18 protein-coding genes are annotated in these 15,676 nt (G+C 72.8%); 6 read left to right on the forward strand and 12 right to left on the reverse strand.

The window, feature by feature from the left end:
- Positions 1–261 precede the first annotated feature (261 nt).
- From ACH4U8_RS41060 to ACH4U8_RS41095, 8 genes are all read right to left on the reverse strand, one after another.
- Positions 262–483, reverse strand: coding sequence for a hypothetical protein (locus ACH4U8_RS41060; RefSeq protein ID WP_360321657.1), 222 nt, complete (start codon positions 481–483; stop codon positions 262–264).
- Positions 484–697: 214 nt separating this feature from the next.
- Complete coding sequence (locus ACH4U8_RS41065) at positions 698–1,528, reverse strand: SigB/SigF/SigG family RNA polymerase sigma factor (RefSeq protein WP_395783315.1); 831 nt, start codon at positions 1,526–1,528, stop codon at positions 698–700.
- 107 nt (positions 1,529–1,635) lie between these two features.
- Positions 1,636–2,031 carry a GNAT family N-acetyltransferase gene (locus ACH4U8_RS41070; protein WP_395783317.1) on the reverse strand — a complete coding sequence of 132 codons (396 nt, stop codon included), beginning with the start codon at positions 2,029–2,031 and terminating at the stop codon, positions 1,636–1,638.
- A gap of 111 nt (positions 2,032–2,142) precedes the next feature.
- Positions 2,143–2,646 carry a hypothetical protein gene (locus tag ACH4U8_RS41075; protein WP_360321666.1) on the reverse strand — a complete coding sequence of 168 codons (504 nt, stop codon included), beginning with the start codon at positions 2,644–2,646 and terminating at the stop codon, positions 2,143–2,145.
- Positions 2,643–2,930: a helix-turn-helix domain-containing protein gene (locus ACH4U8_RS41080; RefSeq protein ID WP_360321673.1), complete on the reverse strand. Its 288-nt coding sequence runs from the start codon at positions 2,928–2,930 to the stop codon at positions 2,643–2,645. The genes ACH4U8_RS41075 and ACH4U8_RS41080 overlap by 4 nt, the downstream gene beginning before the upstream one ends.
- Before the next feature lie 198 nt (positions 2,931–3,128).
- Positions 3,129–3,653 (reverse strand): hypothetical protein, encoded by a 525-nt coding sequence (locus tag ACH4U8_RS41085; protein ID WP_395783319.1) that lies wholly within the window; start codon positions 3,651–3,653, stop codon positions 3,129–3,131.
- A complete protein-coding gene (locus tag ACH4U8_RS41090; RefSeq protein ID WP_360321679.1) occupies positions 3,650–4,129 on the reverse strand; it encodes a SigE family RNA polymerase sigma factor in 480 nt (159 codons plus the stop codon). The genes ACH4U8_RS41085 and ACH4U8_RS41090 overlap by 4 nt, the downstream gene beginning before the upstream one ends.
- Positions 4,130–4,402: 273 nt before the next feature.
- Positions 4,403–4,939: an LAETG motif-containing sortase-dependent surface protein gene (locus tag ACH4U8_RS41095; protein WP_395783321.1), complete on the reverse strand. Its 537-nt coding sequence runs from the start codon at positions 4,937–4,939 to the stop codon at positions 4,403–4,405.
- Between the two features lie 358 nt (positions 4,940–5,297).
- Here ACH4U8_RS41095 and ACH4U8_RS41100 point away from each other — a divergent pair, with 358 nt between their 5' ends.
- Positions 5,298–6,644 carry an MFS transporter gene (locus ACH4U8_RS41100; RefSeq protein WP_395783323.1) on the forward strand — a complete coding sequence of 449 codons (1,347 nt, stop codon included), beginning with the start codon at positions 5,298–5,300 and terminating at the stop codon, positions 6,642–6,644.
- Between the two features lie 42 nt (positions 6,645–6,686).
- Here ACH4U8_RS41100 and ACH4U8_RS41105 read toward each other — a convergent pair whose 3' ends face one another.
- Positions 6,687–7,457 (reverse strand): LysR family substrate-binding domain-containing protein, encoded by a 771-nt coding sequence (locus tag ACH4U8_RS41105; RefSeq protein ID WP_360321688.1) that lies wholly within the window; start codon positions 7,455–7,457, stop codon positions 6,687–6,689.
- 58 nt (positions 7,458–7,515) lie between these two features.
- Between ACH4U8_RS41105 and ACH4U8_RS41110 the strand changes: the two genes are divergently transcribed.
- Entirely contained in the window at positions 7,516–7,956 is a 441-nt protein-coding gene (locus tag ACH4U8_RS41110; RefSeq protein WP_360321691.1) for a DUF5997 family protein, read from the forward strand.
- Positions 7,957–8,005: 49 nt separating this feature from the next.
- Here the strand turns inward: ACH4U8_RS41110 and ACH4U8_RS41115 are convergent, their stop codons facing one another.
- Positions 8,006–8,821, reverse strand: coding sequence for a phosphatase (locus tag ACH4U8_RS41115; RefSeq protein WP_395783325.1), 816 nt, complete (start codon positions 8,819–8,821; stop codon positions 8,006–8,008).
- A 252-nt stretch (positions 8,822–9,073) separates the two neighbouring features.
- On the opposite strand from ACH4U8_RS41115, the gene ACH4U8_RS41120 reads away from it, so the two are divergent.
- Positions 9,074–9,244, forward strand: a complete 171-nt coding sequence (locus ACH4U8_RS41120) for an SflA family class IV lanthipeptide (RefSeq protein WP_360321697.1) — start codon at positions 9,074–9,076, stop codon at positions 9,242–9,244.
- Between the two features lie 288 nt (positions 9,245–9,532).
- The gene (gene lanL / locus ACH4U8_RS41125; RefSeq protein WP_395783327.1) at positions 9,533–12,148 is read left to right on the forward strand and encodes a class IV lanthionine synthetase LanL; all 2,616 of its coding nucleotides are present in this window, start codon (positions 9,533–9,535) and stop codon (positions 12,146–12,148) included.
- Here the strand turns inward: lanL and ACH4U8_RS41130 are convergent.
- Positions 12,127–12,411 (reverse strand): hypothetical protein, encoded by a 285-nt coding sequence (locus ACH4U8_RS41130; protein ID WP_360321703.1) that lies wholly within the window; start codon positions 12,409–12,411, stop codon positions 12,127–12,129. The two genes, lanL and ACH4U8_RS41130, sit on opposite strands and share 22 nt — an antisense overlap.
- A 143-nt stretch (positions 12,412–12,554) precedes the next feature.
- On the reverse strand, positions 12,555–13,010 hold the full coding sequence (locus tag ACH4U8_RS41135) for a hypothetical protein (RefSeq protein WP_395783329.1): 456 nt from the start codon (positions 13,008–13,010) through the stop codon (positions 12,555–12,557).
- A 204-nt stretch (positions 13,011–13,214) separates the two neighbouring features.
- Between ACH4U8_RS41135 and ACH4U8_RS41140 the strand changes: the two genes are divergently transcribed.
- On the forward strand, positions 13,215–14,318 hold the full coding sequence (locus ACH4U8_RS41140) for a hypothetical protein (RefSeq protein WP_395783331.1): 1,104 nt from the start codon (positions 13,215–13,217) through the stop codon (positions 14,316–14,318).
- Positions 14,319–14,459: 141 nt separating this feature from the next.
- Positions 14,460–15,632, forward strand: a complete 1,173-nt coding sequence (locus tag ACH4U8_RS41145) for a serine hydrolase domain-containing protein (RefSeq protein WP_360321712.1) — start codon at positions 14,460–14,462, stop codon at positions 15,630–15,632.
- Positions 15,633–15,676 lie beyond the last annotated feature (44 nt).

Here is a 15,676-nt window from a genome sequence, read left to right on the forward strand (position 1 = left end):
CCGGTCACCGACCGCCGGCCCCGCGCCGAACGCGGACCCGCGACCTGTCCAACGAAATCCGGAAGCCGTCCCGCGCCCCGCGGTCGAACCGGATACCGGGGCCGGTACAGGCCCCGCAATCGCACGCACCATCGTGCACTCCCTGACGCCGTGTCCGGCGGCGAGGCGCCCGTCCGGAGCGGCGTCGCCGGCCCGAGAGCCTTCGGCCCACATGCCGAGGGGCGCCGCCCGGCGCGACGCCCCTCCGGCGGGATCACCGGGTCAGACCGGCGTCTCCTCGTCCGCCCGATCGCCGGATCCGGCCACGGGATGCATGGTCCGCTCGACCTCGCTCATGCACGGGACACAGAACGTCTCCCGTCGCCGGGTGCCGTCCACCTCCCGGCCGGCCGGCAAGGTCTCCCCGCACATGGCGATGTCCTCGCTCTCCATGGCGTGCCACACCACACTCTGTGCGTCCTGGACCGCTCTCATCACGTGCATGTCCGCTCCCGTGTCGTGAGATCCATCGACCTCACCATGTAATCCGCTGCCGGCCGACCCTGCACTCCCAGGGCCTCCCGCGCCCGGGTCGATCCGGCCCGGCCGGGCGTCCGAGCAGGGAGAATCCCCGGTCCGGCCCCTGGGCCGCGCGGGTGACACGGGAGATCGGCGGCGCGCCGGGGTCACCACCGGCGGCGGCCTGGCGGTGCGCGGGTCAGTCCGCCAGCAGCCCGGTGCGCAGGCCGGCCAGGGTGCGCCCGAGCAGTCGGGAGACCTGCATCTGGGACAGGCCGAGTCGCTCGGCGATCTGCGACTGGGTCAGTTCCCGGCCGAAGCGCAGCGCCAGAATGGTCCGCTCGCGTTCCGGCAGGGCGGCGATCAGCGGCTTGAGCGCGTGCAGGTCCTCGACCCGGGCGAATCCCGGATCGACGAACGAGGCCCGCGCGGCATGCGCCGGCAGGGGCCCGTCCTCGGAGGCGGGGGCGTCCAGCGACTCGGCGGTGTAGCCGGCCGCCGCGGTCAGGCCCTCGGTCACCTGGGCGACGTCCAGGCCCAGGCGCGCGGCGAGTTCGGCCGCACCGGGCTCGCGATCGTGCTCGGCGGTGAACGTGTCCCGGGCCTCGGCCAGTTCGATGCGCAGTTCCTGAAGTCGGCGCGGGACGTGCACGGCCCAGGTGTGGTCCCGGAAGAAGCGCTTGATCTCGCCGGAGATGGTGGGCACCGCGAAGGTGGGGAACTCGTACCCGAACGCCGGGTCGAAGCGGTCGATCGCCTTGATCAGGCCGATCGTGCCGACCTGCACGATCTCCTGGGTCTCCTCCCGGCGCGAGCGGTAGCGGGACGCCACGAAGCGCACCAGCGGGAGATTGAGTTCGATCAGGGTGTTGCGTACGTACTGGCGCTCGGACGTGCCCTCTTCCAGGGACTTCAGCCGATCGAAGAGCACCCTGGACATCGCCCGCGCGTCGCTTGCGGCCGATGGTCCGGCGGTGTCCTCCACGAGAGCGGTGTCGGCCGGGGAGTCGGTCGCGATACCAAAGGTCATGCCACGTCCTTCCGGTGCGTCTCGCGCGGTGGGTTGTCGCCGCCCCACCCGATTCATGCACCATACACACGTTCCATCGGCGGCCGATGGGGTGGGCGTGGCGGCGCTCAGAGTCGGATCAGGCCCGCGTCCGTCGGGCGGAAGCCGCACGCGTCGACGTAGAACCGGCGCAGCCCGTCGTCGAAGTCGACGTGCAGCCACTCGCACTTCGCGGCCCGGGCCTCGCGCACCGCCACCGCGATCAGCTCCGCGCCGATCCCGCTCCGCCGATTGCGCCGGGCCACCACGGTGTCCAGGACGAACGCGTGCACTCCCCCGTCCCAGGCCACGTTGACGAAGCCGACCAGGCGATCGTGCTGCCACGCGCACACCCAGCCCAGGCTGTGCCGCTGCAACTGGGCGCGCCAGTCGATCGGCAGCGGCGGGTGCTCGAATCCCTCGGCGTGCAGCGCGTTGACGGCGGCGTTGTCGAAGTCGCCCCGCCATTCGAAGGTAACCGTCATGCGGCAATCCTAGGAAGTGCCAAGGCCGTTACCGGTGCTCGTCCGGCCCGGATCGCGGCACGGGAGGGAAATCCCGTGCCGCGCCGAACGGTTCGGACCGAGGCGCTCGCGCTACGGCGTGTTGCCCAGGGCCTGGCGCAGAGGCAGTGCGCCGGTGGCGATGTGGATCCCGCGGGACACGATCCGCGCGTTGGTCGAGTCCAGCAGCGACAGTTGGGACAGCGGCGCCGGTCCGTCGTCGTGCAGCGAACAGCACAGCAGCAACATCGTGCGCAACGCCCCCGGCGGGAACGGCGCGTCCGGCGCGGTGACCACCGCGCGCAGGGTGCGCCAGCGCACCGCCGCGTAGCGGCCGTCGTCGGACCAGTCCAGGCACACCGCGTACAACTCGGGACGGCGGACGAACGAGCCTTCCTCGGTGAGGATGTACGTGGTCGCCTGGGTCGAGTGGCTGCCCTCGGCGGCGCGGTAGAGCGCGGCCTCGACCACCTCCGAGGACATCGCCGGTACGGAGGCGCCGTCGTTGTGTCGGGCGGGGCGGGCCGCGACGCGGTCCACACGGTGCTTGGCGTCGGCTCGGTTGCGCCGGCTGCTCGGGCGACGATCGGTGCTCATGAGACAACCCTTCGGGCCGGGTCCGGAGCCCACGTGTGGGCGGGAGCGAGCAAATGCGCCGGTTCCACCTGGAAAAGCTGGGCCAGGCGTTCCACATCGTTGAGGTCGAAGGGGAGTTCGCCGGTGAATCGGCGCCAGGCCCAGGACCGGCCGTGGCCCAGTGCCTCGCCGATGGCGCCGTCCGTGTAGCCGTCCCGCCGTGCGAGCATCCGCACGTTGCGCACCACGATCATCCGGATCGGTTCGTCGGTGTCCGGGTCCGGGTCGGGTATCGGCTCCGCCATTCTGGTCCCACGCACCCCAGGCGCAACATCTCTCATCCGGGCAGCGTAGATCGCCGATTGCGGGAGCGGTAGTGCGGGAGAGGGACAATCGTCCCTCCCTGCGGGAAAGTTGCCGCGTTGCCGAACGTGCGGCCGAGTCGAGGTCGCGGGCGCGGGCCGGGTGCGCTCGGCGGCTCGGCCGACACGTCGGCCCACACGTCAGCCCGCGCGCCGGCCCTCGCCGGTGGCGGGCGGCGGGTTGCGCGCCGGGTTGTCGGCGCCCACCGTCCGGCGCGCGCTGGGTCCGGTGGCCGGGGGACGGACCGGCGCGTCGGACCGAGGGATCCCGGCCGCCGGAGGATCCACGGGTGGTTCGGGCGCCGACGGTGTCGCCGACGGGTGGTCGGGCGCGGACCCGGACACGCTCGGCGGCGTCGACACACCGATCGGCGGAGCGGGCACGGCGGGCGGCACCCGCACCGGGCGCGGGGCGTCCGACCCGCCGATCGAGCCGAGCAGCGCCCAACTCGCCGCCGCCGCGGCCACCGCCGCCATCGGCAGCGCCAGGCGCAGCGGGACGCGACGCCCGCGCACCGGCCCGGCGGGCAGCGGCACGTCCCGGGTCCGGAGCGTCCCGGGTGTCACCGTGTCGGCCCGCCGGCCCATCCAGTCGCGCAGTTCGGCCTCCAACGCGGCATGTTCGGGCGTGCCCGACCGTAGGGGTTCCGCACCGTGTCGGGTCACGTGTCGTCCTCCATAAGCAACCGGTGCAGCGCGGTCAGCCCGCGGCTCGCGGTGGATTTCACCGTGCCGGACGGGATGCCCAGCGTGCCGGCGATCTCGGATTCGCTGAGGTTCTCCCAGTAGCGCAGCACCAGCACCTCGCGTTGGCGCCGGGTCAGTCGCCCCAGCGCGTGCCGCAACCGCCGGTCGCGTTCGGCCCGCAGCGCGTCGTCCTCGGGCGAGGCCACCGGCGGCGGCACCGGCGGGATCCAGGCCCGGGCGGTCCGTCGTCTGCGCAGCACCGATCGGGCGCCGTTGACCACGCAGCGCCGCAGGTAGGCGGGTGGGTCGTCGAGTTCGCCCAGGCCCGCGCCGTAGCGGCGGAAGGCGGCCGTGAACGCCTCCTGCACGACGTCCTCGGCGGTCTCCTGGTCGTCCACCAGCAGCGTGGCCAGGCGCACCAGGCGGATCCGGTGCGCGTGGTAGAGCTGCGTCATGGTCGGCGGCGGCTCGCCGGCCGCCCGGGTCCGACGTCGGAACAGACCGAACGCACGCCGGCGCGGCGGCGCGGCCTCGACGGGCGGCGCCGGGTGGGCCGGGCTCGGGTCGTGCTGGACCCGGACGTGGGAATCCTGGATGGCGGTGAACTCCTCGGGTGCGTACCGATGGGGCGCGGTGCCGTGGGCCGGTGGTCTCGGTGGGCGCCGCGGCCGGCCGGTGTATCGGGGACGTCGACGTGCCCGATACACCGGCCGGTTCCGGGCTTCGGATCAGGCCGCGGTACGCCCGCGACGTCGGCCGAACACGATGGCGCCGCCGCCGAGCAGGAGCAGCCCCGCGGCGCCGCCTACGTACAGCGCGGTCTTGTCGTCACCGCCGGTCTCGGCCAGGCGCGGCGGCGCGGTCGGCGAGCCGGGCCGCGCGCCGGGCGGCGAGACGGCCGGGTCGCTGCCGGCGGGTCGCCCCTCGTCGGTCGGCGGCCGCGACGGGTTGCCCGGTCGGGCGGTCGGGGGTACGGACGGCGAACCCGGACGGTTGGCCGCGGGCGCCCCGGGGTCGGCGGGCGGGGTCGGCGTCGCGGCGCGGGGCTGACCGGGCGCGGTGGACGGGGCGACCCGGCCGTCCGAGGCGCGGGCCGAGCCGGCCGGCGCGCCGTCTGCGGCCAGCGCCGGGCTCGGCGCCACCAGCACGGCCGAAGCCGCCAGGACGAGGCCGGCGCCGAGGACACGGCCGACCAGGACCCGGGACCGGCCGCCGTGCGGCGCGGCCGTCGTGCGGCGCGGGGGACGCGGGGAGGGAATGAACACCGTTCTCCTTGTGGGGCATCGAACGGACCACCGGGCTTCCGGAGGCCGCCACCATCGAGTGACGGACATCCAGACGCGCGGCCTCGCGCCGGGTTCCCGATCCGGGAGAACTTTTTTCACCGGGCTCGAAATCGCCGAGCCGCGAACCCCGGCGACAACCCGGGCCGCGAACCGGGCAGGGACCGCCACCGCGTCGCGGGTGGCGCACCTTCATACCGAGACGGGTATAGCGAACCGCGAATTCGGCATTTGTATGTGATGTCTCCCGGGGTCAGGATCCATGTTAACGCGCTGTGAACATCGGCCGCCGCAACGGCTTTGCGGAGTGTCCACCCGCCCCCGAGTGAATAGGTCACCCATGCGTAATTCGGCTCCGACAAAGAGCGTGGACGACGGCGGAAAGGCCGCACGCAGAACGGCCGTCGCGACATTGGCCGGCACCACCCTGGAGTGGTACGACTTCTTTCTCTACGGCACGGCCGCCGCACTCATCTTCGACAAACAATTCTTCCCGTCCCTGAGCCCGGCGGCGGGCACGCTGGCCTCCTTCGGCACGCTCGCGGTGGGATTCGTCGCCCGACCCTTGGGCGGTCTGGTCTTCGGCCATTTCGGCGACCGTATCGGCCGCAAGGCGACCCTGGTGGTGTCGCTGCTGCTGATGGGCATCGGCTCGACCCTGATCGGCGTCATTCCCAATTACGACACGATCGGCTATTGGGCACCGGTCCTGCTCGTACTGCTGCGCATCGTCCAGGGCATCGGACTCGGTGGCGAGGGCGCCGGCGCGACGCTGATGTCCATGGAGCACGCGCCCGCCGGAAAACGTAACCTGTACGCGGGATTTCCGCAGATGGGGACGCCTGCGGGGCTGGTTCTGGCCAACCTGGTGTTCCTCGCCGTCAGCACCGGGATGAGCGATCACGCGTTCACCGGGTGGGGCTGGCGCATCCCGTTCCTGATGAGTTTCATCCTGGTCGCGGCGGGCCTGGTGATCCGCCTGCGGGTCACCGAATCCCCCTCCTTCAACGAGGCACGCGAACAGGACCACGTGGTCCGTTTCCCACTCGCCGAGGCATTCAAGGTCGGCTTCCCTCGACTCGGTCTCACCCTGCTGGCCGTGGTCGCCAATTCGGCCGTCGCCTATGTCTTCATGGTGTTCACGCTGTCCTACGGCACCAAACACCTCGACTACGGAAAGCGCTTTTTGATCCTGAGCATCTCGGCCGCCGCCGTGCTCTGGTTCGCGAGTATTCCGCTGTGGACCCGAATTGCCGACCGATACGGCCGGCGCACCATGTTCATCGGCGGTTCGGCCGCGATCCTGGTCTGGTGTATCGCCTTCTTCCCGTTGTTGAACACCGGGAATTCGGCGCTCGCCGTTCTGGCCCTCGCCGGCATGGGGCTCATCATTCCGGTCACGCACTGTGTACAGGGCGGCATCATCGCCGACACGTTCCCGGTGCATGTGCGCTACTCGGGGTCCTCGCTGGTCCTGCAACTCGGCGCGGTACTGGGTGGCGGGCTGGCACCGACGATCTCCACCGCGCTGTTGAACTCCGGCGACTCCTCGACCGGGGTCACCTGGTACCTGGTGGCGATGTGCACGATCAGCCTGGTCGGCGCGATCGCCCTGTTCCGGGTGGTCCCGGAGGGCGTGCCGGAACCGGCCCTCCGTCCCGCGCCGGCTGCCGCCGCGAAGGCGTGAACCCGGCCGGCGAAATCGCCGTCGCCCCGGCGGCCGCTCGGGTCAGGAGCGGCCGCGGGGCTTGCCGCGCTTGCCGCCCTTGCCCGCGCCGGGGCCGCCGCGGGCACCCTTCCCGGCCGACCCGCCGGCCGCGCCGGGCTTGCGCCTGGCTCCGGAGGCGTCGGGGCGCTGGGACTTGGCCTTCGGCTGTGGCGGAGTCGGGGTCCGGCCGCGCGAGCTGTTGACCGTGCGGCCCCGGACGATCCCGATGAACTCCTCCACCAGGTCGGTGGTCCGGGCCTCCGGCCAGGCCAGCGCGACGCGCGATTCGGGCGCGTCGGTCACCGGCCGGTAGGTGAGGTCCTTGCGGTGGTGCAGACGGGCGAGGGACTGCGGGACGACGAGCAGACCCACCCCGGCCGCCACCAGTTCGACCGCGTCCTCGGTGCTCGCGGGCCGCTCCTTCGCGGGCTCCCCCGGGCGCTGCGCCCACTCCAGGGTGTCGTCGAGCGGATGCAGGACCACGGCGTCGGCCAGGTCCTCGGCGACCACCTCGTCCACTCCCGCGACGTCGTGGTCCTTGGGCACCACGACCACCGTGGTCTCGGTGTACAGCGGGATCGCGCTCAGGTCGGTCCGCTCGATCGGCAGCCGCACCAACCCCGCGTCGGCCTCGCCCGCGCGCAGCAGGTCGGCCGCGTCGGCGGCGGACACCGCGATCAGGGTCAACGGGACGTCGGGCAGCCGCTCGTTCCAGACCCGCACCCATTTGGTGGGGGTCACCCCCGGAACGTACGCGAGCCGGAACGGGGTGGGTACTTCCGAGCCTGTCACCACGTCAGGTTACCGGCCATGATCGGAGGCACCGCACACGGTCGCTACTCTGGACACCATGACGTCGCACAAGACCACCCAGACGATGAAGCCCGCGACCGCGGCGAAGAAGCTGGGCGTGTACCTCCAGGCCACCCCCGCCGAGTTCCAAGAGGGTGTCGTCTCCCGCGACGAGTTGAACGCGCTGCAGGCCGACCCGCCCGAGTGGCTGCAGGAACTGCGCCGCAACGGCCCGCACCCGCGACCCGTCGTCGCGAACAAGCTCGGCGTCTCCATCGCCGGCCTCGCTCGCGGCGGCATCACCGACGCCCTCACCACCGAGCAGATCGACGCGCTGAAGGAAGACGGTCCGGAGTGGCTGCGCCAAGAGCGCGCCACCCAGGCCGAGGTCCGGAAGGAAACGATCCGGATCAAGGAGAAGAACCAGGAGAAGAGCGCGGAGCAGAGCGCCGAGAAGAGCGAGAAGCGCCCCGCGAAGGCGCGCCGACCGCGCTCCTGACCCGCCGTCCGGCGGTCGCCCCGAAGACCGGGCGACCGCCGTTCGTGTGTCAGCCCTCGGCCGGCAGGCCCGCGGCCGCCAACAGGTAGGCGGTCATCGGCGCGTAGTCCCGGGCGTCCACGATGTGGTCGTCCAGCGGGACGGTGACCGTGACGGTGCCCTCGGCCTCGCCGAGGAACAGGGCCGGGTCGTTGCAGTCGGCGAACGCGACCGTGGGAATGCCGTATTGCCCCGCGCGACCGGCCCAGCCGTGGTCGGCGACGACCAGCTCGGGCCGGGGCCGCCCGGCCGCGTCGAGGGCGTCCAGGATCGCGCTCATCGGCTGCGGCGCGTGTGTGTGCCACAGCGTGGCACCGCGCTCCAGCACCGCCACGTCGCCGAACTGCCGCACGTTGCCGCTGGTTTCGTCGTCGCCCTCGGTGGTGTGCAGCCCGCGTGGGATGTCCAGGATCTCGGCGCCGGCCGCGCGCAGTGCCCGGCCGACGGCCCGGTGTACGTCCAGCAGGCCGCCGGGGTGTCCGGTCGCGAGCAACACCCGCAGCCGACGGGCGGCGGCGTCGCGCAGGACGGCGGCCATCCGGTCGAGCCCGGCCAGCGTGAGCAGTGGGTCGATGGTGTCCTGGCCGAAGTGGTGCTCGGGGTCGGGATGTACCCCTGCCCGCTCGACCATCACGGCGAGCACGTCCTCCTGGGTCCAGTGATCGCCCAGTTCCAGGCCCAGCCAGAAGCGCCGGTTGCCCTTCACCAGTTCGGCGTAGTGCCGCAGATTGACCTCCCGGGGCGTGGCCACCGGGCCGGAGATGCGCGTGGCCACCAGATGCCGAAGCAACTCGTCGCGGGACGGGGGGATGTTCGGCTTCGTCATGTCGACCATTGTGCCCACCCGCGCAGCGCACCGGAGCCTCGGGCTCGGCTCGTTCACCAGCGCTAAATCCCGCCATAAGCCGGCCGATTCGACACGTTCTCCTTTTGTTGTCCACCGTGGAGACTATTGGCGCGGTAACGACGACCCACCCGCCTCATCCGCACCGAGGCGTGATGGACGCCGACCGCGAACGACCGTAGGACGCAAGGTTCGTGTACTGATCTGCCCGCCTTTTTTGCAGGAAGGATCGATATGAGCCCCGTAACGATGGAGATCCGCGACGCCGGTCCGCTCGACGTCGAGGTCGAGGAGGAAGTGGTCGAGTTCGAGGACGAATCGAACCCGGACCGCCGGATCGAGGCTTGTCTGCCGGAGCCCTGGCCGACCGCGACGACCCGTGTCGGCTGCGACTTCAAGTCCTGACCGGACGGACGGCCTGACCCGACGGGCGGCTTGACCCGACGGGCGGCTTGACCCGACGGGCGGCTTGACCCGACGGGCGGCTCGGCTCGACGAACCGGGTCGGGCCCGCGGATCCGGACGGCTCGCTCGTCCGTAGGCACCCGGCACGCACGGCCCGATCGGAACCGCTCGACCCGATCGGGCCCGCGCCCCCGCCGGTGCCGCCCCGGCAGCCGCCCACCCCGGTGCCCCGGCCGCGCCGCCCAGTGACCGCAACGGATCGAGCGAACGGCACGAGCGGGAGGGGGCATGGTGCGTTCGATCCCGAACGGATCCGCACAGGAGCTGCGCAACCGGCTGCACACGCTGGTGGCCGGTCACGACCGCCGTTGCCGTGCGGACGACATCTGGCTGCACCTGTTCGACCCGCGCATGCCCACGCTCGACCACGGTTGGAAACTGCACGTCTCGGCCCGCCCCGAGGATTTCCCCCGGACGCTGGACCTGCTGGTCCCGGTGCTGCTGCGCTACCGCTGCCTGGCCAAGTTCGCGGCCGGCACCGCCGTCCTGGAGGAACTGAACGCCGGCGTACGCGGCCCGGCCGTGGTCGGCAAGGCGGTCACCGTCTATCCACGCACCGAGGACGTCGCGGCCCTGGGTCGGGAACTGGCCGACGTACTGACCGGTCACGGCGGCCCGCGTGTGCTCAGCGACCGCCGGGTCCGGCCCGACGCGCCCGTCTACTACCGCTACGGCCCCTTCCGGGCGCTCGGCGTCGGCGCCGCCGAATCGGTGATGATCGGCCCCGACGGGCAGCGCTTCCCCGGCCGGGCGAGCATCCGCTACCGCCAACCCCCGTGGGCGGCCGACCCGTTCGGCGCCCCCGCTCCCACGCCGGGGCGACCCGCCCGCCTGGTCGGCGGTCGTTATCGGCTCACCGCGGGCATCGCCCGTTCCCCGCACGGGGACGTCTACCGCGCGCTGGACACCACGACCGGCGAGCGGGTGGTGATCAAACAGGCCAGGGCGTACGCGGGCGAGGACGGCGACGGGGTGGACGCCCGAGGCCGGTTGCGGCACGAGCACGCGGTGCTGGCGACCCTGGCCGGGTCGGACGGTGTGCCCCGGGTGCTCGACCACCTGCGGCACGGCGAGGACGAGTACCTGGTCACCACCGACTGCGGCCCGCAGGACCTGCGCCGCGACGTGTCGGCGCACGGCCCCTACCCGGGCGACGCGCAACCCGGGCGCCGGGTGAGTGTGCTGGCCCGCCGCCTGCTCGCGATCCTGGACGGGATGCATGCGCTGGGGGTGGTGATGCGCGACCTCAAACCGGGCAACGTGGTGCTCGACACGGACGGCACCTGCAAGCTGGTCGACTTCGGCATCAGCGCGCTGGGCGCGGTCCGCCCGGCCGGCGGCACCCCCGGGTACACCCTGGCGACGGGCTCGGGCGAGGACCCGCCCGATCCCGCGGACGACCTGTACGCGCTGGGCGCGACGCTGTACTACGCGCTGACCGGCATGGATCCGGTGATCGTCGACCCCGACCCGGCCGTCGCCCGGGACCGCACGCTGGCCTGCCTCGCCGCCGCGCTGCCGGACGCCGCGCACCGGCCGGTCCGGGCCCTGGTCGCCGGGTTGCTCGACCTCGATCGTGCGGAGCGGATCGGCTGCGCCCGGCGCCTGCGGGCCGGCCTGCCCGAACCGCCGCGCGCCCGCCGGTTGCCGACCCCGCCCCGGATCACCGCCGGCCTCCTGGACGACGTGATCGGCCACACCGTGGCCGACTGCGTACGCACCACCGCCGACCTGCCCGCCGGATCCGGCCCACGGCCGGGATCGACGCTGACGCTCTACGCGGGCGCCGCCGGAGTGGGCCTGGAACTGCTGCACCACCTCGACCGGCCGGGCGTGCCGGAAGCGGTCGTCGAGTTGGCCCGGCGCACCGCGGCCCATCCCGAACTGGGCGCGCTCCCGGGCGCGTTGTACACCGGGCGCACCGGGGTCGAGCTGTTCCTGCGCGCCGCCGCCACGCTGCCGGGCGGCGACGTCGTACCACCGGTGTTCCCGAGCGAGCCGCTGCCGTACGACGACACCGGCGACCAGATCGGCGGCGCGGCGGGCACCGGCACCGGCCATCTCCTCCTGGCCCGCCAGGCACACGCGGCCGGGCGCGCCGAACAGGCCGCCGCGCACCTGGCCGCCGCGGCCGCCTGCGCCGGGGAACTCCTGGACCGGCGCGCCGACCCGGAACACGCCGAACTCGACCTGCCGCCGGCCTCCTCGCGTGCGGCCTACGCCCACGGTTACGCCCACGGCAGCGCCGGCATCGTGCATTTCCTGCACGCCTGCCGGGACCTTCCGGGCCACGCCGATCCGGCGTTCGCCCGCGCCGCTCGCGGGGGTCTGGATCGACTCGTCGCGCTGACACCGGAGTTGCTGGCCTCGGCGGCCCGCCCGGACGCCGCCCGGCACTTCGGGTCCTGGTGTCGGGGCATGGCCGGAATCGGCACCGTGTTGATCGCGGCGGGCGCACCCGCGCAGGATCCGGAACTGCTCGAACTCGGCCTGCGCTGCGCCCGGTTGTGCCATGTGCTCGCCCCGAGAATGAGCCTGGTGTCGCAGTGCTGCGGCCTGTCCGGAGTCGGCGAACTGCTCGTGGACGCCGCGCTCGCCACCGGTGACGACGAGCACTGGCGGGCCGCCGAGGACGTGGTGGCGCTGATCCTGGCGCGCAGCGGCGGCACGGTACGGCGCCCGTTGTTCCCGGACAACACCCTCGCCGGCACCGATCCCGGCTGGGCCACGGGCGGCAGCGGCGTGTTGTCCCTGCTGCGTCGCGTACGGGACCGGGGCGGCGAACGCCTGGTCGCACCGCCCGAGGCCGTCGACCGGAAGGTCTACGTGCCGGGGACCCAGTAGGCGTGCACCTCGGTGACCTGCGGCGGGGTCCCACTCTGCGGGAAGCCCAGCTCCTCGGCCGCCGGCCTCAGGAGAGCGCTGAAGGCATCCATCGCCGCCTGCGACTCCCACAGGTCGATGACCCGTACGCCGTCGCCGGTCGCGATCGCCACGTGCGCCAGGCAACCCGGCGCCGGGATCTCGCCGGACCGCACCCGCGCGGAAAGCTTGTCGTACTGTTCCTTGCCGACCCCCGCCAGATCGACCTGCATGAGAATGGCCATGACGGTCCTCCAGACGCGCCGCTGTCACCGATGCCACCGGTCGCATGGCATCACTTCCATCCTGGCCCGTCCCCCAACGCCCGCAACCGGGATCCCTGTCCTTCTCCCACCCGGCGACCGTCGGCGAGCGGGATCAGCCGGGATCAGAAACGCATGAGCGCCTGTTGCGCGGCGGCAAGGACGGCTTGACGGGCCTGTTCGAGCTGGTCCGGGGTTTCGTGTCGGCGGACGGCCTCGGTCAGCACGCGCGCCGCCCGGGTGACCTCGGGCGGTCCCTCCAACTGCACGGCGGCGAAAGCACGTTGCAGGGTGGGGAGGTCCTGGGGAGTCCCGGTGCCGGCACGTTGCGCCAGGATCGCTGTCTCCGCGGCCTCCAGGAATCGCACGTAGGTCTGGCGACGCAGGTCCAGGAGCCGCTCGACGCGCTGCTCGTCGAGCGTGGTGCGCACGGTGTCCAGGAGTGCGTCCGCCTGCCGATTGCCCGCGTGCCGGGCCGCATCGGCCTGGCGGATTCCGGCGCTGCGGGCGAACCAGCCGGTGATCAGGCCACCGGCGAGCGCCGATCCTGCTGCGATCAGCGCGATTCCCCACTCACTCATGAACCACATTGTGCACACGGGCATCGACACCCGCAGGCGGATGCGAGGATGCTCACGCGGGCTCCGCCTCCTGGTGCCCGGTTCCGAGTTCGACGGCGAGGCGCTCGCCGCGATCAAGCAGCGGCGGGCCGGAGGGCCCCCTGGGAGCGAGCGCCGGCGCGCTCGTACAGCCTGGTCCTGGGCACCGGCGCCCGCACCCTGCTCGTGCTCACCTCCACCTGGGGTCCGCAGTCGCTGCTCCGCCGCCGCCGCGGCCTGCCCGCCGAGTTGGCTGCCGAACTCCCGTATGACACCTACCAGTTGGCCCTGATCGTGCACCCCAACGAGCGCAGCCGGATCGGCACGTTCGACCTGGAGGAGCAGCTCGCCCCCGCGCTCGACGCCGGGATGATCCTGGCCGCGCCGCACGAGGAGTGGGCCGCGCTGTTGGTCGCCGCCGACGCGGTGATCACCGACCACGGCTCGACCGCGCTGTACGCGGCGGCCCTGGATCGGCCGATCATCCGCGCCCACGACGGCGGCGACGAACTGATCCCCGGCAGCCCGATGGCCGAACTGCTGGCCCACAGCCCGCAGTTGGCCGACCCTGGCGGGATAGGCGCGCTGCTGGCCGCGCACCGTCCCGGCACGGTCCGCGCCTTCGCGGCGGCCGCGTTCGCCGAGCAGGGCCACGCGTTGGAGCGGCTGCGTGGCGAGTTGTACCGGCTGCTCGACCTCACACCGCCTCCCGGGCCCGCCGCCGCCCGCGTGTTGCCGGTCCCCGCCGCGCCGCTGCGCACCCCCGTCGCCTTCGCGGTCCGCGCCCGCCTCGGCGACCACGAGGTGCACGTCGAGCGCCGCCCCACCCACGGCACGATGCCCGCGCAACACATCGCCGCCGAATACGGCCCGGCCGGCATCCGCCACCTGCAGAGCGCCGCACTCGTCTACCGCCGCCACACCCGACCCGCGCAGGCCGCCGGCCACCACCTCGACTGGACCCCGGCCGACTGGACCGCCCGAATCCTGGCCGACCTCCCCGGCTGCCGCACCGCCGCGGTGATCCTGTCCCCGTCACACTGCGTCGTCCGCACCCGCGCCGGCGCCCTGCTCACCGCGCACCTCGAACCACACCGAGAACACGGCAGAGTGCACCACCCGGACCCGGCCGCCGTCCTCGGCGCCACCCACGCATGGCTGGCCCGACACCCCGACCTCCCCGCCACCATCGCCTGCCTGATCGGCGACCACACCTTCCGCGTGCACCTCACGCCCACCGAACCGAGCGAGCCACAAGCCCCCTTCGGGAACCCGCCCGACGGACCTTGATGGCCCGCGCCGCCGCCGGATCGGGGTGCTGGCACCACCTCGACCGGCCGGGTGGCACGCTCGTTGCCGCCGGTCGCATCCGGACATGCTGGGTCCGGCAGACAACGCTGGTTCCCCAAAGATTCGGTAGGAGTTCGGCTCGTGCGAGAGCAGTCGTGGCAGAGGTTTCGTTTTTCCGGACGGCCGCAGGGCGGCGGGCGCAGAGCGCTGCCGGCCGTGACCGCGGTGGCCGTGGGTGTCCTGGCGATGAGCGTCCTCGTACCGCCCTCGGCGTCGGCCGGGTCCCGGCCGGACGCCGTCCAGCGGGGTCTGAGCGCACTGCTGCGTTCCGACGACCTGCCCGCCGGACTGGCGAGCGTCAAGGACCGTGACGGCCACACCCGCACCTACACCGCAGGCGTCGGCGATACGGCCACCGGCTCGAAGGTGCCCAAGGACGGCCAGGTGCGAATCGGCAGCAACACCAAGGCATTCACCGCGGTGCTCGTACTGCAACTGGTCGGCGAAGGCCGGATCGACCTCGACGCCTACATCGACACCTACCTGCCCGGCCTGGTCCGCGGCGAGGGTATCGACGGACGCCACATCACCGTGCGCCACCTCCTCCAGCAGACCAGCGGACTGCCCAACTACACCAACCACCTCGGGGACGAGGTCCGCTACTTCGAACCCCGCGAACTCGTGGACATCGCCCTGCAACACCCGGCCGACTTCGACCCCGGGAAGAAGTGGGCATACAGCAACACCAATTACGTACTGGCCGGCATGATCGTCGAGAAGATCACCGGCCGACCCCTCGCCCAGGAGATGGACCGGCGCATCATCAAGCGCATCGGGCTGCGCCACACCTACTTCCCCGCCCCCGGTGACGCGACCATCCGCGAGCCGCACCCCAAGGGCTACGACCGGGCATCGCCCGACGCGCCGCCGATCGACGTCACCGAGATCGATCCCTCCTGGGGCTGGGCGGCAGGTGCCCTGGTCTCCACCAACACCGACCTCAACCGGTTCTACGGCGCGCTCCTGGCCGGCCGTCTCCTCCCGCCGGCCCAGCTCGCCCAGATGCGCACCACCGTCGCCGGGGCCGAGGGCACCTTCGGCCCCGGTGCCCGCTACGGCCTGGGGCTGGTGAGCAGGCCGCTGCCGTGCAATGGGCTCTACTGGGGCCACGGCGGCAGTTTCCCCGGCTACGAGACCCGGGGCGGGGCCACCGACGACGGCCGTGCGGCCAATGTCGCGGTCACCATGCAGCTCGGCAACGAGGCGGCCCGGGACCGGGTCGACCAGGTCGTGTTCACGGCCCTGTGCCGCTGATTCACCCCCGTCGGGATCCGTCCGGCCGCGTGCCTCCGCGCACC

This window comes from Embleya sp. NPDC020886, from assembly GCF_044333915.1.
GTDB lineage: Bacteria > Actinomycetota > Actinomycetes > Streptomycetales > Streptomycetaceae > Embleya.